This is a genomic window from Brevibacillus antibioticus (genome assembly GCF_005217615.1).
Taxonomy (GTDB): Bacteria; Bacillota; Bacilli; order Brevibacillales; family Brevibacillaceae; genus Brevibacillus; species Brevibacillus antibioticus.
Window position 1 is genome coordinate 5,161,880 of the sequence record NZ_SZNK01000001.1, and the last position, 19,819, is coordinate 5,181,698.

The following is a 19,819-nucleotide window of genomic DNA, read 5'->3' on the forward strand; positions in this document are numbered from 1 at the left end:
TGACAAGTAGATACGAAGAGAGCAAAGGCGCTTGAATCAGACCGGGAGCAAGGAACCGGCTGTTCAAGCGTTTTTTCGTAAGGCCCGTCTGGCACGCCAATGGTTCAAGGAGGTTCATATGGACGAACAATGGATCCAAAGCGTCGGGATCGATGTGGGAACAAGCACGACCAAAATGATCGTAAGCCGATTGCGATTGGGTCGCATGTCCAGCACGTTTTCGCTGCCGCGTTATCAGATCGTGGAGCGACAATTGCTGTATGCGAGTGAAGTACATTCCACACCGCTCATCGGATTTGATGAAATTGACGCTGACGGAATCGGAGCGATTCTTGCAGCCGAGTACGACAAGGCACAAATCAGCTTGTCTCAAATCAAGTCCGGGGCGGTCATCATTACCGGAGAAACAGCCAGCAAAAAGAACGCACAGCATATCGTTCATCTGTTGGCTGAACGCTCCGGGGATTTCGTGGTAGCGACAGCAGGTGCTGACCTCGAAGGCGTGCTGGCGGGCAAAGGCGCTGGCGCAGAAAAACGCTCGCAAGCCATACAAGGTGTGATCGTCAATGTCGATATTGGCGGAGGAACAGCGAATGCAGCCTACTTCCAACGTGGCCGAGCGATTGCAACGGTTACATTCCACGTCGGAGGAAGACTGATCCGTCTCAGTCCGCAGGGTGTCGTTCAATACGTGTCGCCGAACATTCAACAATGGCTGTCGGCAAAAGGATTGCGTATCCAAGTCGGACAGGAAATCGGATTCGCGCAGCTCACAGAGGTTGCTGAACAGCTGGGACGCAGCATGCTCGATTATTTGACGGGGAAAGAGCGCCAAGTATCAGGCTTGCTCGTAGTGGGACCGCATTTGCGCGATTCCATCCCGGTTGACGAATTGACTGTCTCAGGCGGTGTGGGTCTCCTCATGAGCGGACCTCCCGTCCAAAATATTTCGGATGCGAGCCGATACGGCGATTTTGGCCCGCTGCTTGGATATGTACTCCAGCAGGAGCGCGAAAAAGGGACGTATCCGGTACAGTGGCTAGACCCGGATCAAACGGTACGGGCAACAGTAATTGGCGCAGGGATGCAGAGTACGGAGATTAGTGGTTCAACCGTGCATATCAAGCCGGAGCTGTTGCCGATCAAAAATATTCCGATTCTCAAGCTGGAGCTTACCGAGGAACAATTGGCAGATGCCACACGACTGCGACAAGAAGTGGCTGCTATCTACCAACTGGGTGAGCGTCTGTTTGAAAAAACGACAGGGATTCCTTTCGCACTCGCGATCTCCGGCATCGGGTACTGCTCGTACGCTTTGCTGCAGATGCTGTCCCAGGAGCTGTCGGAGCAATACCGGGCAACTTTCCCCGAGAGTCAAACGATGGTCGTGATCTGTGAAACAGATATGGCGAAAGCGCTCGGGCAGGCCTTGGCGCTGCGCTGCAAAGGGGCACCGGAAATCATTTGCATCGATCAGGTGCGTGTGGAATACGGCGATTACATTGATCTCGGTGAGCCAATCTCGGGAACGATCATTCCCGTCGTTGTCAAAACACTCGCGTTTGATGAAAGGCCGTAACGTAAGAAGGGGTGGACGTGATGAACACGAAAACGACTGTGCTTGGACAGACCTATCAATTTCGCGATTTGAAAGAAGTTTTCGCGAAGGCTAATGAAGATAAATCAGGCGACCAGTTGGCTGGTCTCGCCGCTGCTGATTCCCGGGAACGTGTAGCTGCCAAGCAAGTTTTGGCGGATCTGACGCTTGCGGATATCCGTAACAATCCGATGGTTCCGGCAGAAGAAGACGAAGTATCCCGTGTGATCGAAGAAGGCATCAACGAAAAAATTTATAGCGAAATCAAAAACTGGAGTGTAGCAGAACTCCGCGAGTACATTTTGAGCCATCAAGCAGGCGATAATGAACTCAAGCGAATCAGCCGCGGCTTGTCCAGTGAGATGATTGCAGCGACTGCCAAGCTCATGAGCAACCTGGACTTGATTACGGCTGCGTCCAAGATTAAAGTTGTGACGCATGCCAACACCGCAATCGGTCAAAAGGGCATATTGGCTTCTCGTGTACAGCCGAACCATCCATCCGATAACGTACAAGGTATCAAGGCATCCCTGTACGAAGGATTGAGCTACGGAATCGGCGATGCGGTTATCGGGATCAACCCGGTTATCGATACAGCGGACAGCGTGAAGGATATTTTGAACATGACCAAAGACGTGATGACCAAGTTTGATATCCCGACGCAAAACTGCGTATTGGCTCACGTATCTACGCAAATGCGTGCCATCCGTAATGGGGCACCAGCAGACTTGATTTTCCAAAGCTTGGCGGGTAGTGAAAAAGGCAACAATGCATTCGGTATTGATGTAGCGCTGTTAGATGAAGCAGACGAGCTGATGCGCAAAGAGGGTACTTCCTATGGACCGAACTTCTGGTACTTCGAGACAGGTCAAGGCTCTGAGCTGTCTTCCGAGGCGCATCACGGCATGGACCAGGTAACGATGGAAGCGCGCTGCTACGGTTTGGCTCGCAAATACAATCCGTTTATCGTGAACACGGTAGTTGGATTCATCGGACCTGAGTATTTGTACGACAGCCGTCAAGTAATCCGCGCAGGCTTGGAAGACCATTACATGGGCAAAATGCACGGTTTGCCGATGGGCTGTGACGTATGCTACACGAACCACATGAAGGTCGATCAGAACGATATGGACAATCTCGGTATCTTGCTCTCGTCGGCAGGCGTTAACTTCGTCATCGGGGTAGCTATGGCTGACGATGTCATGCTCAACTATCAATCGACGAGCTTCCATGATATTGCCGCGTTCCGTGAAGTGATGGGACTGCGACCTGCTCCTGATTTTGAAAAATGGCTGGAGAAAATGGGCATCATGGAAAACGGTAGGCTGACTGCAAAAGCAGGCGATCCGACAATCTTCATGTAAGATCAGGAGGTGAAAGACGATGGAACAACAATTAGATTTCTTGGTAGATAAAGTTGTAGCAGAGCTGCAAAAGAAGCTGGGTGAGGCCACAGAACCAGCTCCGTCACCAAAAGCAGAGACAGGCACAGGCTTGATCCAACTGAGATCGGAACCAAAGGCTGAGCCAGTATCGAGCGCGACGACCGCTCCGACGCAAGCGCCAGCGGTGAATGAGCACCTCGCTCCATCAGCAGAACCTGAGAGAACATCACATGTACCGAATCCGAAGTACAAGGAAGGCTTGGATGAACTGCTGTCCAGCACGCCAGCGCGCATCGGAGTTTGGCGTGCAGGTGTGAGACCTTTGACCAAAACGATGCTCGAATTGCGTCGCGACCATGCTGCGGCTGTAGATGCTGTATACGGTGAAGTCAGTCAAGCGGTGCTCGATCAGTTCTCCCTGTTCACAGTGGAAACACAGTACGACAACACCGAAAACTATTTGAAGCGCCCAGACATGGGGCGTATCCTTACAGACGAAGGCGTGCGCTTGTTGCAAGAGCGCTGCCAAAAGAAACCACAGGTACAAATCGTCGTTTCAGACGGCTTGAGTGCTGCTGCGGTTGACGCAAACCTGAAAGACGTGCTTCCATCCCTGATGGACTCTCTGAAAAGCTATGGACTGACCTGCGGCACCCCGTTCTTTGTCCAAGGCGGACGCGTAGCCAGTATGGATCACGTCGGCGAGATTTTGGAGCCAGAAGTATTGGTGCTCCTGATCGGGGAGCGTCCAGGATTGGTTACGGCGCATTCCATGAGTGCATACATGTGCTACCGTCCACGCAAAGGTATGGTAGAATCAGAGCGTACAGTGATCTCGAATATTCATCGTCAAGGTACATCTCCGGTTGAGGCGGGTGCCCACATCGGGACCATTCTCTCCAAAATGCTGGAGCAAAAAGCAAGTGGTGTAAAACTAGTCTTGTAACATGACGAGGAGGATTCAGCATGACATTTCGCAGAAAAAAAGTAGCCGTCATCGGTAGTGGTTTTACAGGAGCGACAACTGCGTTCATCATGGCGCAAAAAGAGCTGGCTGACATCGTTTTGGTCGATATCCCTCAATTGGAAAACCCAACGAAGGGGAAAGCACTCGACATGATGGAGGCTTCTCCTGTTCTCGGCTTCGATGCTAGCATTACAGGTACTTCTGACTACAAAGACATCGAAGGCTCCGATATCGTAATCATCACAGCAGGGATTGCCCGCAAGCCAGGCATGTCCCGCGACGACTTGGTAGCAACGAATGCAGCCATCATGCGCTCTGTTGCTGAGCAAGTGAAAACATACGCACCAAACTCCATCGTACTCATCCTGTCCAACCCGGTAGATGCGATGACCTATACATTCTACAAAACGTCCGGCTTCCCGAAACACCGCGTTATCGGTCAATCCGGCGTGCTGGATACAGCTCGTTTCCGTACGTTCGTAGCGATGGAACTGAATGTATCTGTAAATGACGTAACAGGCTTCGTATTGGGTGGTCACGGTGACGACATGGTACCACTCTTGCGTTACTCCTACGCTGGTGGCATCCCACTCGAAAAATTGATCCCACAAGATCGTCTGGATGCTATCGTTGAGCGTACACGCAAAGGCGGCGGCGAGATCGTAGCTCTCTTGGGTAACGGTTCTGCTTACTATGCACCTGCGGCAGCTCTGGTAGAAATGGCAGAAGCGATCTTGAAAGACCAGAAGCGCATCCTGCCATCTATCGCTTTACTCCAAGGCGAGTATGGCTACAACGATATCTACCTGGGTGTACCAACACTCTTGGGTGGAAACGGTATCGAGCAAGTCATCGAGTTGGATCTGACTGCTGCTGAGAAAGCAGCCTTGGATAAATCCGCAGACTCCGTTCGTGCGGTTATGAAAGTAGCTATGCCATAAGCACGGGTTTAAAATGAAAGCTTCGCCAGATGTTTTGGCGGAGCTTTTTTTTCAATGTGGATAGAGTAGCTGTAGTGGTGGGGAAGAAGCGGATTTCCAGTCTACGCTTCGGCCTACGCCCTGCTGAGGGCGGGAACTGTTCGCTCCGAAATAAATAGCGGGAGCGCTTCAAAAGTAGAGTTTCGAGGATGTTTTTTCAGAGGTTGAAGCTGAAAACACCCGCTATTTATTTCGGAGCTGGGTAGGGCTCCAGAGGCGCTAGGACTGGAAATCCGCTTCTTCCTACGAGGCTGTATTCCCTTGAACGATTCAAGAAGAAGTAAATGTCACGGAGTGCAAACACCTGTAAGACATTGGAGGAATTGTGCGAAAAGTGACGAACTAGTTTAAAGAAATATGAAGAATTGTAAAGATGAATCTTCCAAAAAAATATATTTTATTGTAAAATAAAGGAAAAAATTAGGAGATGATTCTTTATGGGGGGGCTGCAAGGGACAATGCACTGGTCGCTGCGGTCAGAGATTGAAAGACACCGTAGAGAGTGCGGCTATACCTTGAGTAAATTAGGTGAATTAACGGGCATCAACCATGGGAGTTTGAGCGAGATTCTGAACGGAAATCCACCGCGGGCTATGACCATTGGTCAATTGGATGCGCTAGCGGCGGTGTTTGGTCGCGAGCCAGGTTGGTTGTACGAATTGTATACGGAAGAATGCATAACAGAGGGACGAATATCGCGCCCTCGGTTGATACCTTATTTAGTTCGATGCGCGGAGGTTGGGCGGAAGGATTGTATAGACGAGGTTGTTCCTAAATTGTTGGAGAATCCAAAGAATATCTCGACCCTTTTTGCCGTAGCAGAACAGCTATACGAGGAAGGGAAACAGAAACAGTCAGTACCTTTCTATGAATACGTGATTGAAAACGAAAAAGATAGTTACTCTAACCAATTTGTGATGAGTCAGTACAGACTTTTTCGAGTAGTAGTGCAAGGTACGAATTCTGAAGAAAATTGGAAGGCTGTCATTCGATTTGATCCGTATCGAAGACGCCTACCCGAAAATAACCAGTTAGATGCACTACTACAATTAGCAAATGTTTGTTATACTATCCACAAATGGAGAGAAATGGATAAATACGCCGATGAATTAAGGGAATTGGCTACTATTATCTATGAGGATGAGTTGCGTAGACGAAGAAGCAACAAGGCCAGTGAAATGCTTTCAACTGAACGTCATTTGGTTGTGTACTATGGACAAGCATTTCTCATTAAAAGTATAGCATTAGAAAAACAGGAGTTGTACGAAGAAGCGAAGCGATATGTTGATGGATACGCTGATTTAAGCTGGTTTGAATTCTTGGACGAAATTGGTCAAATCGAAATGCAGAAATTTCGATCATGGGCGACAGCGAATTTGTACACGCTGAACATACTTATGGGGAATAGTGATGTCATCCCTGATTATATTCATTTCCTTTCTGATCATCCGAAAGAGGTCCTTTCAGGTTTAGTAACGATTGTGAGTGCTGCCAATCAATACGGTTTTTCGATCGATTCGATATTTGAGCAGTTTGCAGAACATATTGATCGTTTTGAGGATCGTCAGGACGCTATCGGCATGAGCGAACATATGCAGTTTCGGAATGAAATGGCGATTTACTTGTTTAAAAGAGGGAAGTATGCAGAGGGGCTTAATGAAACGCTTCGATGCCTTAGCCTGTCTGATACCATGAAAGATTACGATAGCTTCAAAAAATGTACAGCGCTGTTTTGGACGCATCTGCAATATGCGTCTGATCAACAGAAAGGCAAGTATCAAACTATCCTTACGAAAGGAGCTGTATAGTGATGAAGGGGATTTTACTCTCACTTGCTCTCGTTTTGGGTTTGGGTGTCAATGGTGTAAGTGAACCAGCAAAGATAGGAAACGATGTAGTAGTCACTAATTATGGTCATGGAATAGGTGGCTAAATAGATCGTACCCAGGAAACATCCCATCGATGGGATGTTTTTTTCTATTCTATTTTTCTTAGTCGGTGAATTTCTGCACATCCCTGTATAGTAATTATATGTAATAAATTGTAAAAGAGAGGGGGCGTTGGATATTACTGCTATCGCAAATATTTTAGATAGGGATGTTTCTTTTCACCCTGGAAACTCCCCCAAAAAAGGCACAGCATCAGCCCCTAAAAGTAAGTGTACGATCCGGGGCATGGTAAAGGAAATCGGTTGCCACTTAGAGTTGGATAATAGAATCGATCAGCTACGACGGGAAATGATGGAGTTGGCGGGAAATTACGGTCTCTCACATGATAAAGTTTTGGCTGTGAGCCAACAATTGGATAAATATATTGTCATTGCACAAAACAGGCTAAAAACGGAAAAGTAAGTCCTTCGCACACCTCAAGGCCCCCAAACCCTTTCATTAACCTCTATCGCTGTATTTACCGACTCTAGATAAATCTGAGTCAAAGTTCCGAGCTGGATGACGAATTGATAGAAAGGTCATGTAGTGCATTTTGAAAAACTACAAAAATTGTAAAATCGGTAAAAGATAGAAAGGAAGATCCTTATAGGGGGCTGCAAGGGACAATGCATCGGTCGCTACGGTCAGAAATTGAAAAATGTCGGAGAAAGCACGGTTATACATTAAGCAAATTGGGTGAAATAACTGGCATTAACCCCGGGAGTTTGAGTGAGATTCTCAATGGGAATCCGCCGCGTGCAATCACCATTGGTCAGTTAGACGCGCTAGCCAAGGTGTTTGGTCACGATCCGGGTTGGTTGTATGAATTATACCCGGAAGAATGTATATCAGAGGGGAGAATATCGCGCCCCCGATTAATACCATACTTGATTCGATGCGTGGAGGTTGGGCGAAAGGATTGCATAGAAGCTACTGTCCCCAAAATGATGGAGAATCCGAAAAACATCTCGATTCTGTTTGCTCTTGCAGAACAGCTATATAAGAAAGGGCAACTGAAAGAGTCAGTGCCCTTTTATGAATATGTTATCGAGAATGAGAAAGATAGCTATTCTGAGCACTTCGTGATGAGCCAGTATCGGTTATTTCGTGCGGTACTGGGGACAAATGCGGAAGAAAATTGGGAGAATGTGATTCGGTTTTCTCCGTATCGCAATCGGCTTCCAGAAAACTACCAACTCGATGCCTTATTCCAATTAGCACGGGTTTGTTTTGCTTTGCAAAAGTGGAACAAATCAGGGGAGTACGGTGACGAGTTACGGCTTCTTACAGAAACTGTTCACATGCATGAATTGGACAGGTTGAAAAGAAACAAAAAAGGGGAACCCCTGAAACCAGAGCGTCCTCTTGTCTATTATTACGGAATGGGACATTTATATAAAGGTGCAGCACTGGAAATGCAAGGAATGTATGAAGAGGCGAAGCAGTATGTGCAAGTTTACGCTGATTTAGGATGGTTTGAATTACTTGATGAAGACGGACGTAAAGAGGTAGAGAGATTCAAAGTATGGGCAAAGGCGAACTCCTATACACTGGAGGTATTATCTGGGAATACAGACGTCTTAGAAGAGTATGTAGACTATCTTGAAAGTCTGCCCGCCAATGAAATTCTTGCCGGTATGATTTCTATTATGAAATCAGCTAATACCCACCATTTTTGTGTAGATGATATATTGGATCGCTTTTCTTCGCAAATTGCTAGTTTCGATCAATTTACAGAAGCAATAGGATTAGATCGACACCTCCAGTTTCGGTATCAGACAGCCATTTATGAGTTTGGTAAAGGGCGGATCGAGAGAGGGATTGAAGAAAGTATATATTACCTTTCTCTCGCCGATTTGATGAATCGACATGACGAGGCTCTTACATACATAGCATTGTTTGGATGGTTAGGGAATATGAATAAGCGAATAGCTAACCAAAACAATTAGGTAACTAGTATCCGTCAACGTTCTTGTAAATATAGCGTAGAAGGTTTTGGCTGTAAGCCAGACGAAAGTATAATCCTTTATGGGGGGGCTGCAAGAGACAATGCATCGGTCGCTGCGGTCAGAAATCGAACAAAATCGGAAAAAGCATGGCTACACATTAAGCAAGCTGGGTGAATTAACTGGCATTAACCCAGGTAGCTTGAGTGAGATTCTCAATGGAGATCCGCCGCGTGCAATCACCATTGGTCAGTTAGACGCGCTAGCCAAGGTGTTTGGTTACGATTCGGGTTGGTTGTATGAATTATACACGGAAGAATGCATATTAGAGGGGAGAATATCGCGCCCCCGATTAATACCATACTTGATTCGATGCGTGGAGGTTGGGCGAAAGGATTGCATAGAAGCTACTGTCCCCAAAATGATGGAGAATCCGAAAAACATCATGATTCTTTTTGCCCTTGCAGAGCAGCTATATGAGAAAGGGCAAATGAAAGAATCGGTGCGCTTTTATGAATATGTGATTCAGAATGAAAAAGATAGCTACTCTGACCACTTTGTGATGAGTCAGTATCAGTTATTTCGTGTTGTACTTGGGACAAATGCAGAAGAAAATTGGGAGAATGTCATTCGGTTTTCTCCTTACCGAAACCGCCTTCCTGAAAACTACCAACTTGACGCCTTATACCAATTGGCGAAGATCTGTTTCGCTTTGCAAAAGTGGGAGAGATCAGAGCAGTACGGTGACGAATTAAGGCTTCTGGCAGACACTGTTTACAGGCATGAATTGGACAGGATGAAAAGAAACAAAAAAGACGAATCTCTGAAAACGGAGCGTCATCTTGTCTATTATTATGGATTGGGCCATTTATATAAGAGCGTTTCACTTGAAATGCAAGGACTGTATGAAGAGGCGAAGAAGTATGTGCAAGTTTACGCTGATTTAGGATGGTTTGAATTACTTGATGAGGAAGGACGTAAAGAGGTAGAAAGATTCAAGGTATGGGCAAAGGCGAACTCCTACACATTGGAGGTGTTGTCTGGCAATGCTAGCATCATTGAAGAGTATGCTGACTATCTCGATAGTCTTCCCACCAATGAAGTTCTTGCCGGTTTAAATGCCATTATGAAATCCGCTAACACCTACCATTTTTGCGTGGATGAGATTTTAGAGCGTTTTGCCTCCCGCATTGCTAGTTTTGATCAATTTACAGAAGCAATTGGATTGGATCGACATCTTCGGTTTCGATATCAGATGGCTTTATATGAGTTCGGTAAGGGAAGGACAGAGAGAGGAATTGAAGAAACGATATATTGCCTTTCTCTAGCGGATTTGACGAATCGACACGACGAGACCCTTACATACATAGCACTGTTTGGATGGTTAGGGAATATGAATAAGCGAATAGGTAACCAAAACAGATTAGGCGGCTAGTATACTGTTAGGTCATTGTAAATATATCGTAGATTGATGAAACATCCTTTGGCAGGATGTTTTTTTATTCCATTTTTTGCAGTAGGTAAAAATCTGCATAACAACTTATGGTCAATTATGTAATAAATCTCAAAATAAGGTGGTTGGGATAATGATGTTCGATAAAGCAATAGAAAACTAAGAGCATCTATAAAAAGAGGAACCACAGGTGCCACTATAAGCAAGTGTATAATCCGGTGGTAAAGGAAGGAGGGTGAGTCTTATAGCAGCAATTGCATTTAAAAAGGGCGTTCCACCCCTTCGACAGGTTAAAGGAACGCCCGCAGGAGGAGCAGTTACAGCTTCTATAAGTAAATGTATCACGCTACCTCTAGATCGGGAAGGAGTAACCTATCACATTGTGGAACAATTGCGCGGACAAATGGTGCAATTGTATTTAGATTAAGCCAGCAGTTGGATCAGTACATTTAAGGAGATAGTAAAATTACTGTTTGGATTTGGATAAAATTACCGACTGTCAGGTTTGTCAAATGCGAGGTAACGAAACTGACTAGCAGATGAGCAAGAAATCAAAAAACAAGCTTTGCGAATTGTCCATTTCAAGTAAGAAAGTTGTGAATGTGTTACCTCAAAGGGTTGTCGTCACTGATAGTAACAACTGATAAGGCGGTTGGAATTTGAGGTGTGATCGGCATGGTGAACATCGAAAGACTTTCAGATGAAATATCAAAAAAATAAGAAAATAGGAGTTGGAAAAGTTATGATCTCAACATTAAATCGGCTCACACGCTTTCTATTATTAGTTCTAGTTGTAACAATTTTTGCGAGTACGCCACAGGTGGCAGATGCTAGGATCTGCGCAATAGCTCCTTCCAACATGATGATGCAGGATAATAAAGACACTGCATGGAATAATGTTCAACCAACTGCAGAATGCGATCCCAAACCTGCCAGCCCGGTAAAGTTAGATGACAAATACTTGAAGAAAAACAATGTGGATGCTCACAAATTGAAGAAGGCTAATGTGCCGAAGGGTGCTAATATTTCCCATTATGATATATATGAAGACAAATATGATGACTATCTTTGGTTAGGAAAAAAGAAACAAGGAAGGAATGAATGGATACAGTTGTTTTTTGACATTATCGATGCCGCTGACATGTTCCCTTTGAGTAGAAATATAACTGAACATTAGACTTAAAACGGAGGTGATGGTGATTATGGATGTGACACTAACCACCGAGGACAATGAAGAAACATGTATAAGTGCAGAATTTTGGTGTTTGGCAGAAGATCAGTTTGATACCCAGATATTATCAGAAGAGCTGTGTCTGATCCCAACATCGACAAGAAAAAAAGGGGAATTAACTCAAAGGAAAATACCTGCTCCTGATACGAGTTGGGAAATTTCAACATCATATGAGGCCTCACTCGATATCAACAACCAGCTTCTCCCGCTCCTTCGTATGCTAGACGGGAAACAAAAAATTTTAAAAGATTTAAAACAAGAACATAATCTCATCTATGGAATCGAATTCTTCATCTATGCGTACGAGAGACAAATCCCTCGAATGAAGCTGACACAAGAAACGATCCAATTTATGAGTGAGATCGGAGGAGTGGCGATGATAAACATCATCATCTATCCTGACGATCTGCCTCCAAACTTGGAACTCAAAGCTCCCCAAGGTACAAGTATCAAGGTAGCCTTCCTGGTCAAAGGAGCTGACACGCAACCGAATTTGAACCCACAACTTCTTCAAGTTTCCCCACACGCATCTTGGATACAAGGGGAACAGACGTCGGATGGGGCAGTATGGTATCTCGAAACGTTAGAGGAAGAAACAGATGATACAGAGGAATTACTGCTGGCAATGATAAACACGTTGAAAGAGGAAAAAGAGTCACTTATCAGTCAGAAGGAAGAACAAAACCTGTCATATGAAATCGTCGTGTACGCTCATGTCAGAAATCGGCAAGAGCCTGCGATCACTGCAAAAGAAAACGTCTTCTCATTTTTGCATGAGATCGGAGCTACGCTTGAATTCGTATTGTTCTACGCGGCAGAAGAAAATCGGTATGAAGACGACGGATTGATATAAGAGACAAAGATCTCTTGATGTCCAATTTTATGAAGTAAACTGGAAGAGAAGATAACTGATATTACAATGGAAATCGGGGGCTTAGGTGCTCCCTATTTCAATGCAATACTATTCATTCCTCGTTTTTGTGATTTTTCTTCATATCACGAAAGTATATAACTTCATCGAGAGCAGACTCAGCCCACTCGATTTCGCCATAGTCGTTGGTATGGGGGGTTTTTGGCTATTACTTAAATGTTGTGAATACTTATCGGGTGTATTGGAAAAGGTATGTATCAAATTCAAAATGAAAGTATGGCAATTGTATGTGTTCGCATTGATCTTGTATTTTTTATTTTAGTTTCTTATGTACCATACTTTGATCAAACGAAAGTGTGAACAGATTCCCCACGCTCGAAAGTATCTTCTACCCTTGAGACTGGAATGTATTTTTCTGCCTGACTAACTAACTCCTTCGTCTTAGGGTATCAAACCAGCCTGCAGACATGGTGCTCGCGAAAAGGGAGAGGAAAATAATTGAAGAAGGGATTTTATAAAACACTACGAACTAACTTCGATCCCCCCTCAATACTTCACTTGGGATGAAGTCGCCATCCATCAAATGATCCCGCTAAATACTATGAATCGAATAATATGAATAACCTGATTCCTCTCCTTAAACATAATGCAGCCAGAGATTTAATAGTCTAGGGGTACATCCACATGCCCATCAAGCTAAGAACCACCTGTCTGAAAAATTAGTCCATAAAAAAAGAGGCGGTTCTCCCGCCTCTTCTCTTTTACTTGTGTACCCCAGTTGACTCTGTTTTACTACCATTCCGTTTCTGTTTTGTGTTCAATCACTTGCACTACTTTTGGTTCAACTGCTTTCATCATTTCTTTCAGTGCTTTCTCGGTGATCGCTACTCCATCCCCTTGAAGTTGTCCTCTAGCCTGTGTTTCTGCAATCACATCAATCACCTGTTGTTTCGAGACATTTTTAGATGCTGCAATCTCCACAACAGTTTTACCTTTTGCTAATTCTTGTTTTAATTCTGTCGGGCTGATTTTTAGTAAAGCAAACAGTTTTTCATCGTTTAAAAAGTTATCAGCCGTATAATCAGGCTTACCATTTCTAGAGAATAGGCCTTCTACTTTAATGTTTGAAGGTGTATCAGAAGGTGTATCAGCTGTAGGAATACCTACGATCTTAGTAAGACTAATGGTATTGTCCTGAACAAAAACCTGAAAGACCGGTTCTTTGAACATCTCATTGGTGTAATTCAACATCCATGTTTTTTGGTTTGGATTCTCCATTTGCTCGATAGCAACCTTGTATTGTTCGACGTTGCCATACATTTTATTAATAAGATCAGATACCTTCGCCTTGATTTCCTGATCGCTTAAAGTAATGAGTGACTTCTCCTTAGGCTCCCAATTCTCTTGAATCACGTGTTCAATCTCATCCGTACTACCGTTTGTATGGAGGGTAATCTTTTTGCCGGTTCCTCCCTTTTCCTGTAGGACGATACTTGTTTGCTTCATGTTGATTACATTTTTCCCTTTGGATACATCACCTTGAACGTTGCTTGCATCGATAATCTCAAACGATTTTGTTTCAGGATATGCGAGATACAGCTTCTCGAGCGTTGATTTGCCAACCTCATCCGCCTTGACTTGTTCGGCAGTCATCGGTGTTCTTGGAGGCGTGTCAATCACGCCAGAAGCCGCAAATGCTGCAACTGGAACCAACATCGCAGTAGCAACGATTCCACCAATTAATCGTTTTTTCATAATTAATTCGCTCCTTTTTTGTTGTAAATAATGTGAATCGAATTGTTCTATTTGTTTTTTGAATAAGCAGCTTACACACTATATTGCCTCTTTAGCGGAAAAAGGTTCGGTTCATATCTTATTTTTTTGCATCGTGAGCAGACCCTATATCCATCAAGCGAAGGAAACTACTATTCACGAAAGAAGAAATCGGAATCCCTCACCCGATCAGTGGAAGACGGATAAGCGGTGTAAACGGCTTATCGTGTCAGTGGTTCTTTAGTACCATTTATCGAACTGGTAAAACATGTAAAAATATACGTATAAACACTTTGGTTGATTGGGAGGTAAGAGCATGAAAAAGTCTGCTAAAGTTGCTGCAATTCTACTACTTGGTGCTGTTGTGGTTACTGGCGGTATTTGGACTTCCAACACTTATGCTTCGGTTAATGAGGAAAATGAAGTAAAAGAAATGGTTCAAATCTATTTGGAAGCTCTTGAGAACGGAGACACTCCAACTATGGTTGAATACACAATTGATGAGCGCTTTGATAATGATAAAGACAAACAGAAAGTGTACGAAAGTTTTGGTACTCAAAAGATGGATATAGATATGGATTCCGTATCGGTAGAAAAGATTGAAGATGAAAAAATGAGTGTTACGTTTCATTATTCGAACGAACATGTTTCGGAAGATATAACTCTTCCAGTTGTTAAAGAAAATGATCAATGGAAAGTAGTAATTGAAAATACAACATAGTACAACAGCAATCTCTGAACGAGTTTCCGAAGCCGATTGGCCTGAATAAAGACACGTGGAGGTAAAAGTATGAAAAAAAGAAATGTAATTCTTTCTGGTCTTTTTTTAGTCGGCGTTGTCTTCGTAGGTAGTAGTCTATACGCGAGTGAAGATGTAGCGTCGTATATAAAAGGTAATCACATGAAGGCAATTCATGCTATGGGAATCGAAGTGGAAGATCAAAAATTGGAAAATATGGCTACTATAACTGATGAGAACGGCAAGAAATGGGTATTCAATGAATTTACAAAAAGTACGAACCTCATAGAAATAATGAGAGAAAAATATGAAGAGGATGTAGCTGGTCCGTTTATTAGCGTTCAGGACGAAATTATGCAAGAGTACGCTAAACCTGGCGATTCCATTCCGACTATCCTGTTGGATGAGACATTAAAAGAAGGCTATTTCGCGTTCATCAGAGAAGATGGGGAAGCCTTATCCTTCAAAATCAAGTATGACAATGGGTCATGGGAATACGAGTTGGAAAAATAATATCGAAATTGCTTCTAGTTAGCCATGTAGCTCTACTACTGATTTATCATTTGGTTGAAAGGGGAGCACTAACGATTAGCATAAAAAATTTTAAATCTACGAAAAAAATAGCACTAGCTACTATTGGTTTTATAACAATTGCAGGACTTACTGTTTACTATATAGGTGACTTGAAAAAACAGAGTTTTCTTTATTCCAGTGATTCAGATTATAGAATCGTTTATGGTGAAGCATATTTTAGCAAGGCATTCACTGACGTGGAGGGTCTGGCTGAAAATGCAGATATCATTGCAGAAGCTGAGGTTATTTCTCAAGAGAGTCACCCTGAGTATGAAAACCTTAGTGTATATACCGTCTCTGAATTAAGATTAACGGAAGTCTATAAAGGTAATGTAGAGATAGATGATACAGTATCTGTACTGGAAACCGGAGGGGAATTCGATGAAAGAGAGGTGGCCAAATATATCCCATCAGGAAAGCCAGGATCTCGATCAGGGAATGATGATCTTGGGGTAATAACGCAAGGGATTGAAGGAAGTGTTCCTATGAAAGAAGGAAATAAATATTTTGTTTTCTTAACAGAAGATGACGATGATGTCTATAACGTAGTAGGAGTAGTTCAAGGAAAGATTAAAATTAATAGCGAAAACACTCTGGTATCGCAAGTTTCTCCAGAAACCATAGATCATGGCAAACAGCATGGTGATCTTTATTTCCTCCAAGAAAATTATTCAGGGCTGAATATCTCAGAACTTAGAAACGAAGTTGAACACCTCATTGCTTCCTCTCCCAATTAGAATAAAAATAAGAAGGAGATGGGTGGCAGTCATTAATTTCATTGGAGGGTGTGAGCACAGCGTGAGTAATTCTATTGACCGTATTTTAGAAAAGATCAAGGAAACTAGAGAAACACTAAACGGGGATTTGCGTATTATCGGCGAGGAGTTTGAATTCATTTTTTACAAATCTAACGATCCTGGCACCGAGATAGAGATGCTAAAATCGTTTGATTTACCCGAGGATTACGTCAGCTATTTATGTCAGTACAGCAGAGCCACGCTATTTCGAGACTTAGAATTTGGCAGCAGTCGCTGCACGATATTAAGCCCTCACAACGTCATTGATTACTGAAAAGGGTATAGTATCGACCATCCTTACTATCCTATCGCTTGGAGCAGCCACTCATTAGGCTGTGTGTGCGTGGATCAAGACAGAAGACATAGTGGTAAAGGCTATCTTACATGGATTGAATCGATGGACCCCGACAACCCGATTGATATAGACCTGACATTTACGGAGTGGTTGGATAAGCTCATCGAACATGAGGGGAAGGAATTCTGAATTCCAGCTTACGAAGAATAGAAGTGCACGCGAGAATATTTGAATAACGAAGACTATAAAGACTTGATTAGAAATGAAACATAGCTTGGTAAGATTCCAACATGAAAGTGAACGCTCTTAATAGGCGTCATTTGAGTTCATATTTTTAAACTTGAAAACCAATGGATTAAATCCTACTTTGAGATAGGAGGTTTCCATTTGAAAAAAACGATATTAATAGTATTTCTGATTCTCCCACTTCTTTTACTCGTTGCTTGTTCCGAAAAGGAATGGTCCTACAAGTACGAAGGAGCTACTGACAATTGGAATGGAGTTACTGAAATTCTTCCCGATAAAGAGAATGGTGCACGCTTTGTAGGGAAAATTAAGTATTTAGGTGAAGGCAATATTCGGAAACTTCAATTTGTTTCTGATTTAACCCAAACAAGTCAACAAACAGGTAGTGTTCCAACCCCCAATTTCACAGAGGGTCATATCATCATCTTTCAAGATGTACCTAACACGGATAGCACGAAAAATGATTTTAAGAATGGAGTAACGGACGAAGAAGTAAAATCGTTTTTTGGTGACTATCCTGTTTTCAAAATGAATTGGACTGATGAGGAAGGTATAGATCATACCGAAACTATTTACCTAAAGTATGTGGCTCAATAAACGATCCGTCATCTAGGTGATGGACCCCGACAACCCGATTGACATTGACCTGACATTTACAGAATGGCTGGAAAAGCTCATCGGACATGAGGGGAAGGAATTCTGGATTCCAGCTTACGAAGAATAGCCACAGACGCGAGAAATCGCGTCTGTGGCTATGAAGAACGCCCCAATGTGTTTTCCGTCGAACAACACGACGGGACTCTTAATACATAGCAATGTTTAGGTCATGGTGAATATACCGTAGATTGATGAAACATCCTCTGTCAGGATGTTTTTTTATTCCAACTTTTGCAGTCGGTCAAAACCTGCATAACAATGTATGGTTAATTATGTAATAAATGCAAAAATGAGGAGAGGGTGAGACTTATAGCAGCAATTGCATTTGAAAAGGGCGTTCCACCCCTTCGACAGGTTAAAGGAACGCCCGCAGGAGGAGCAGTTACAGCTCCTATAAGTAAAGGTATCACGCTATCTCTAGATCGAGAAGGAATAACCTACCACGATATTGATCATTTGAAAAATATTGTGGAACAATTGCGTGGCCAACTGGTGCAGTTGTATTTAGAGAAGCGTGATTTGTTGGATGCTGAAGTCGTGGAATTAAGCCAGCAGTTGGATCAGTACATTCTGGTTATTCAATCAAAAATGATGAAAAAAGATAGATAATAAGGTGCTTTTGTTACAGGAGGAATCTACAAATTTATACATTCCCGACATATGAAAAAATGGTATATTATTACTATTCAGTAATTTGGTTGAATTACGGCTCTTTCATCAGCCCTTTTCGTTCTAGCTCCCAAGGCCAGGAAGAATAATATCGAATTTGCCTCCAGATAGCCGGTCAACACTAGCAGCTTAACCGGCTATTTTTTGTGTCCAGCACTCCTTAACCTTGTAAACCCTAGCCTATGATCTATTTTTTCAGCATCTCGGATGAACTCCTACCACTGACCAATCAATTTATGAGGAGTGTGGTTGATTTGATTAAAATATGTCGTAATGCTTTACTTGTGGTTGTTCTTAGCTCAATAACTTTATTTGGCTGTTCCAATGTTTCTGAAAAAACTGAAGATATTCCTGTTACTTCTGCTCAATCGGACACTTTGGAGAAGGTGAAAAATGGACAATTAGAAGGTGTCTTAATAGGCATTGGAGCAACAAAGAAAGAGGTTTTGGATAAAGTCGGAACCCCCATCGAGGGTAGAAATTCTGAGTATGGATTCACAGTATATTATGATGGATTTAATTTACAATTCGAAGACTATGCGAATTCAATTGATGAAGTAAAGGATACGAGTAAAGTCGTCCTAATGAATGCCGAACCAAAGACTGTTGGAATGACTGGAAAACCTGAGGAAATCAAAAAAATAGTAGGCGAGCCCTCCAGAGAGTTTATGGATGACACAGGTGATGATACGTTTATATTGGAATATGAAAATAATGGGAACCTACTAAGATTTACGTTTGATTCAAAAGATAGTTCAGTAAGGTATGTTACCCTTCGAGTCAAATAAGCCAGACTACGATAATGACCCTTCTTATGCATCAGTCGATTACAATGACGAATATCAAGAATGAAGATATGTAGGAGGTGAGATAGTATGAAGAAAAGAAGTGTATTCATTTTGGGTCTTGTTCTCGCAGGTGCAGTTTTCGCTTACAGCAATCTATGTACAAGTGAAGATATTGAGCAATACGAAAAGGGAAATCACTTGATAACGCTTCGTTCATTGGGAATCGAAGTAAATTCAGATGAATTGGCACCTATGCAAACTTTGACTGACGGAAATGGGAAGGAGTGGATTTATAACAATTTCACCAAAAGAGCCCCACTAATGGAAAAAATAATAGATGAACGTTCTGTAGACGTGAAGGATGCATTCATTGAAGTTCAGGACGAGATCATGCAGAAATATACCAAAAAAGGAGATACCCTTCCGGTTATTCTTTTGGATGAAAATTTAAATGAAGGCTATTTCGCGTTCAATAGACAAGATGGGGAAACCTTGTCTTTCAAAATCAAGTATGACAACGGGTCATGGGAATACGAATAATCGCGCCTTTTTTTAACAGGCCGCATCGAATCGATCGGGAAAGCCCGTAAGTGTGTTTCTGATCATATGTTTAAAATGGGGTGATACGGTGTATAAATATTTGGTTCTTTTTACTGGTATTCTAGTTTCAGTAGTTTTAATAATGTCTGTACATGCGAATTTCGCCATTTTACTTGGTCTTTCTCCAGCGTTGTTTTATGGAATGAAAACGTATGAAAGTGCTAAACAGAAAAAGCCCGTAAAAAATGATTTAATCTCGACCATCTTAATCTTACTAGTAGTTCCTATTGCATTTCTAATTGTAATTAATCGTTGATGTACAGCTTGAGTTGAACGCATCTCAGCGATTTGTTAGCATTTATCCGTAAATTGTTTTTTCTTAAC

20 protein-coding genes are annotated in these 19,819 nt (G+C 42.9%); 19 read left to right on the forward strand and 1 reads right to left on the reverse strand.

Translation table 11 applies throughout. The annotated features are described in order from the left end of the window. The first annotated feature begins 118 nt into the window (after window positions 1-118). The 10 genes from E8L90_RS24985 (at window position 119) to E8L90_RS25035 (ending at window position 12,340) form a co-directional block, all read left to right on the forward strand. On the forward strand, window positions 119-1,579 hold the full coding sequence (locus tag E8L90_RS24985) for an ethanolamine ammonia-lyase reactivating factor EutA (protein WP_137031804.1): 1,461 nt from the start codon (window positions 119-121) through the stop codon (window positions 1,577-1,579). 20 nt (window positions 1,580-1,599) lie between these two features. Then, window positions 1,600-2,961 (forward strand): ethanolamine ammonia-lyase subunit EutB, encoded by a 1,362-nt coding sequence (locus E8L90_RS24990; protein ID WP_137031805.1) that lies wholly within the window; start codon window positions 1,600-1,602, stop codon window positions 2,959-2,961. A gap of 19 nt (window positions 2,962-2,980) precedes the next feature. After that, a complete protein-coding gene (eutC, locus tag E8L90_RS24995; protein WP_137031806.1) occupies window positions 2,981-3,928 on the forward strand; it encodes an ethanolamine ammonia-lyase subunit EutC in 948 nt (315 codons plus the stop codon). A 20-nt stretch (window positions 3,929-3,948) separates the two neighbouring features. After that, on the forward strand, window positions 3,949-4,890 hold the full coding sequence (gene mdh, locus E8L90_RS25000; RefSeq protein ID WP_015893779.1) for a malate dehydrogenase: 942 nt from the start codon (window positions 3,949-3,951) through the stop codon (window positions 4,888-4,890). A gap of 476 nt (window positions 4,891-5,366) precedes the next feature. Next, entirely contained in the window at window positions 5,367-6,737 is a 1,371-nt protein-coding gene (locus E8L90_RS25005) for a helix-turn-helix domain-containing protein (protein ID WP_137031807.1), read from the forward strand. Window positions 6,738-6,989: 252 nt separating this feature from the next. Then, entirely contained in the window at window positions 6,990-7,280 is a 291-nt protein-coding gene (locus E8L90_RS25010; RefSeq protein WP_137031808.1) for an aspartyl-phosphate phosphatase Spo0E family protein, read from the forward strand. A gap of 203 nt (window positions 7,281-7,483) precedes the next feature. Further along, on the forward strand, window positions 7,484-8,806 hold the full coding sequence (locus tag E8L90_RS25015) for a helix-turn-helix domain-containing protein (RefSeq protein WP_137031809.1): 1,323 nt from the start codon (window positions 7,484-7,486) through the stop codon (window positions 8,804-8,806). A gap of 79 nt (window positions 8,807-8,885) precedes the next feature. Then, a complete protein-coding gene (locus E8L90_RS25020; RefSeq protein WP_137031810.1) occupies window positions 8,886-10,238 on the forward strand; it encodes a helix-turn-helix domain-containing protein in 1,353 nt (450 codons plus the stop codon). Window positions 10,239-10,998: 760 nt separating this feature from the next. After that, on the forward strand, window positions 10,999-11,433 hold the full coding sequence (locus E8L90_RS25030; protein ID WP_208759444.1) for a hypothetical protein: 435 nt from the start codon (window positions 10,999-11,001) through the stop codon (window positions 11,431-11,433). 25 nt (window positions 11,434-11,458) lie between these two features. After that, window positions 11,459-12,340 (forward strand): DUF4279 domain-containing protein, encoded by an 882-nt coding sequence (locus E8L90_RS25035; RefSeq protein WP_162309120.1) that lies wholly within the window; start codon window positions 11,459-11,461, stop codon window positions 12,338-12,340. Window positions 12,341-13,150: 810 nt separating this feature from the next. On the opposite strand, the gene E8L90_RS25045 is transcribed toward E8L90_RS25035, so the two are convergent. Further along, a complete protein-coding gene (locus E8L90_RS25045; protein WP_137031813.1) occupies window positions 13,151-14,113 on the reverse strand; it encodes a hypothetical protein in 963 nt (320 codons plus the stop codon). Window positions 14,114-14,447: 334 nt separating this feature from the next. Here E8L90_RS25045 and E8L90_RS25050 point away from each other — a divergent pair, with 334 nt between their 5' ends. The 9 genes from E8L90_RS25050 (at window position 14,448) to E8L90_RS25090 (ending at window position 19,435) form a co-directional block, all read left to right on the forward strand. Further along, window positions 14,448-14,852: an Rv0361 family membrane protein gene (locus tag E8L90_RS25050; RefSeq protein WP_137031814.1), complete on the forward strand. Its 405-nt coding sequence runs from the start codon at window positions 14,448-14,450 to the stop codon at window positions 14,850-14,852. Between the two features lie 69 nt (window positions 14,853-14,921). Further along, window positions 14,922-15,383 carry a hypothetical protein gene (locus tag E8L90_RS25055; protein WP_137031815.1) on the forward strand — a complete coding sequence of 154 codons (462 nt, stop codon included), beginning with the start codon at window positions 14,922-14,924 and terminating at the stop codon, window positions 15,381-15,383. Then, complete coding sequence (locus tag E8L90_RS25060; RefSeq protein WP_137031816.1) at window positions 15,359-16,180, forward strand: hypothetical protein; 822 nt, start codon at window positions 15,359-15,361, stop codon at window positions 16,178-16,180. The genes E8L90_RS25055 and E8L90_RS25060 overlap by 25 nt, the downstream gene beginning before the upstream one ends. 22 nt (window positions 16,181-16,202) lie before the next feature. Beyond that, window positions 16,203-16,514 carry a hypothetical protein gene (locus E8L90_RS31260; RefSeq protein WP_341870819.1) on the forward strand — a complete coding sequence of 104 codons (312 nt, stop codon included), beginning with the start codon at window positions 16,203-16,205 and terminating at the stop codon, window positions 16,512-16,514. A 69-nt stretch (window positions 16,515-16,583) separates the two neighbouring features. After that, window positions 16,584-16,724, forward strand: coding sequence for a hypothetical protein (locus E8L90_RS31265; protein WP_341870820.1), 141 nt, complete (start codon window positions 16,584-16,586; stop codon window positions 16,722-16,724). 198 nt (window positions 16,725-16,922) lie between these two features. Continuing rightward, the gene (locus E8L90_RS25070; protein ID WP_137031817.1) at window positions 16,923-17,378 is read left to right on the forward strand and encodes a hypothetical protein; all 456 of its coding nucleotides are present in this window, start codon (window positions 16,923-16,925) and stop codon (window positions 17,376-17,378) included. Window positions 17,379-17,738: 360 nt separating this feature from the next. Beyond that, entirely contained in the window at window positions 17,739-18,047 is a 309-nt protein-coding gene (locus tag E8L90_RS25080) for an aspartyl-phosphate phosphatase Spo0E family protein (protein ID WP_137031818.1), read from the forward strand. 305 nt (window positions 18,048-18,352) lie between these two features. Then, entirely contained in the window at window positions 18,353-18,895 is a 543-nt protein-coding gene (locus tag E8L90_RS25085) for a DUF4309 domain-containing protein (RefSeq protein ID WP_137033598.1), read from the forward strand. A gap of 87 nt (window positions 18,896-18,982) precedes the next feature. Further along, on the forward strand, window positions 18,983-19,435 hold the full coding sequence (locus E8L90_RS25090; protein WP_137031819.1) for a hypothetical protein: 453 nt from the start codon (window positions 18,983-18,985) through the stop codon (window positions 19,433-19,435). Window positions 19,436-19,819: the final 384 nt, after the last annotated feature.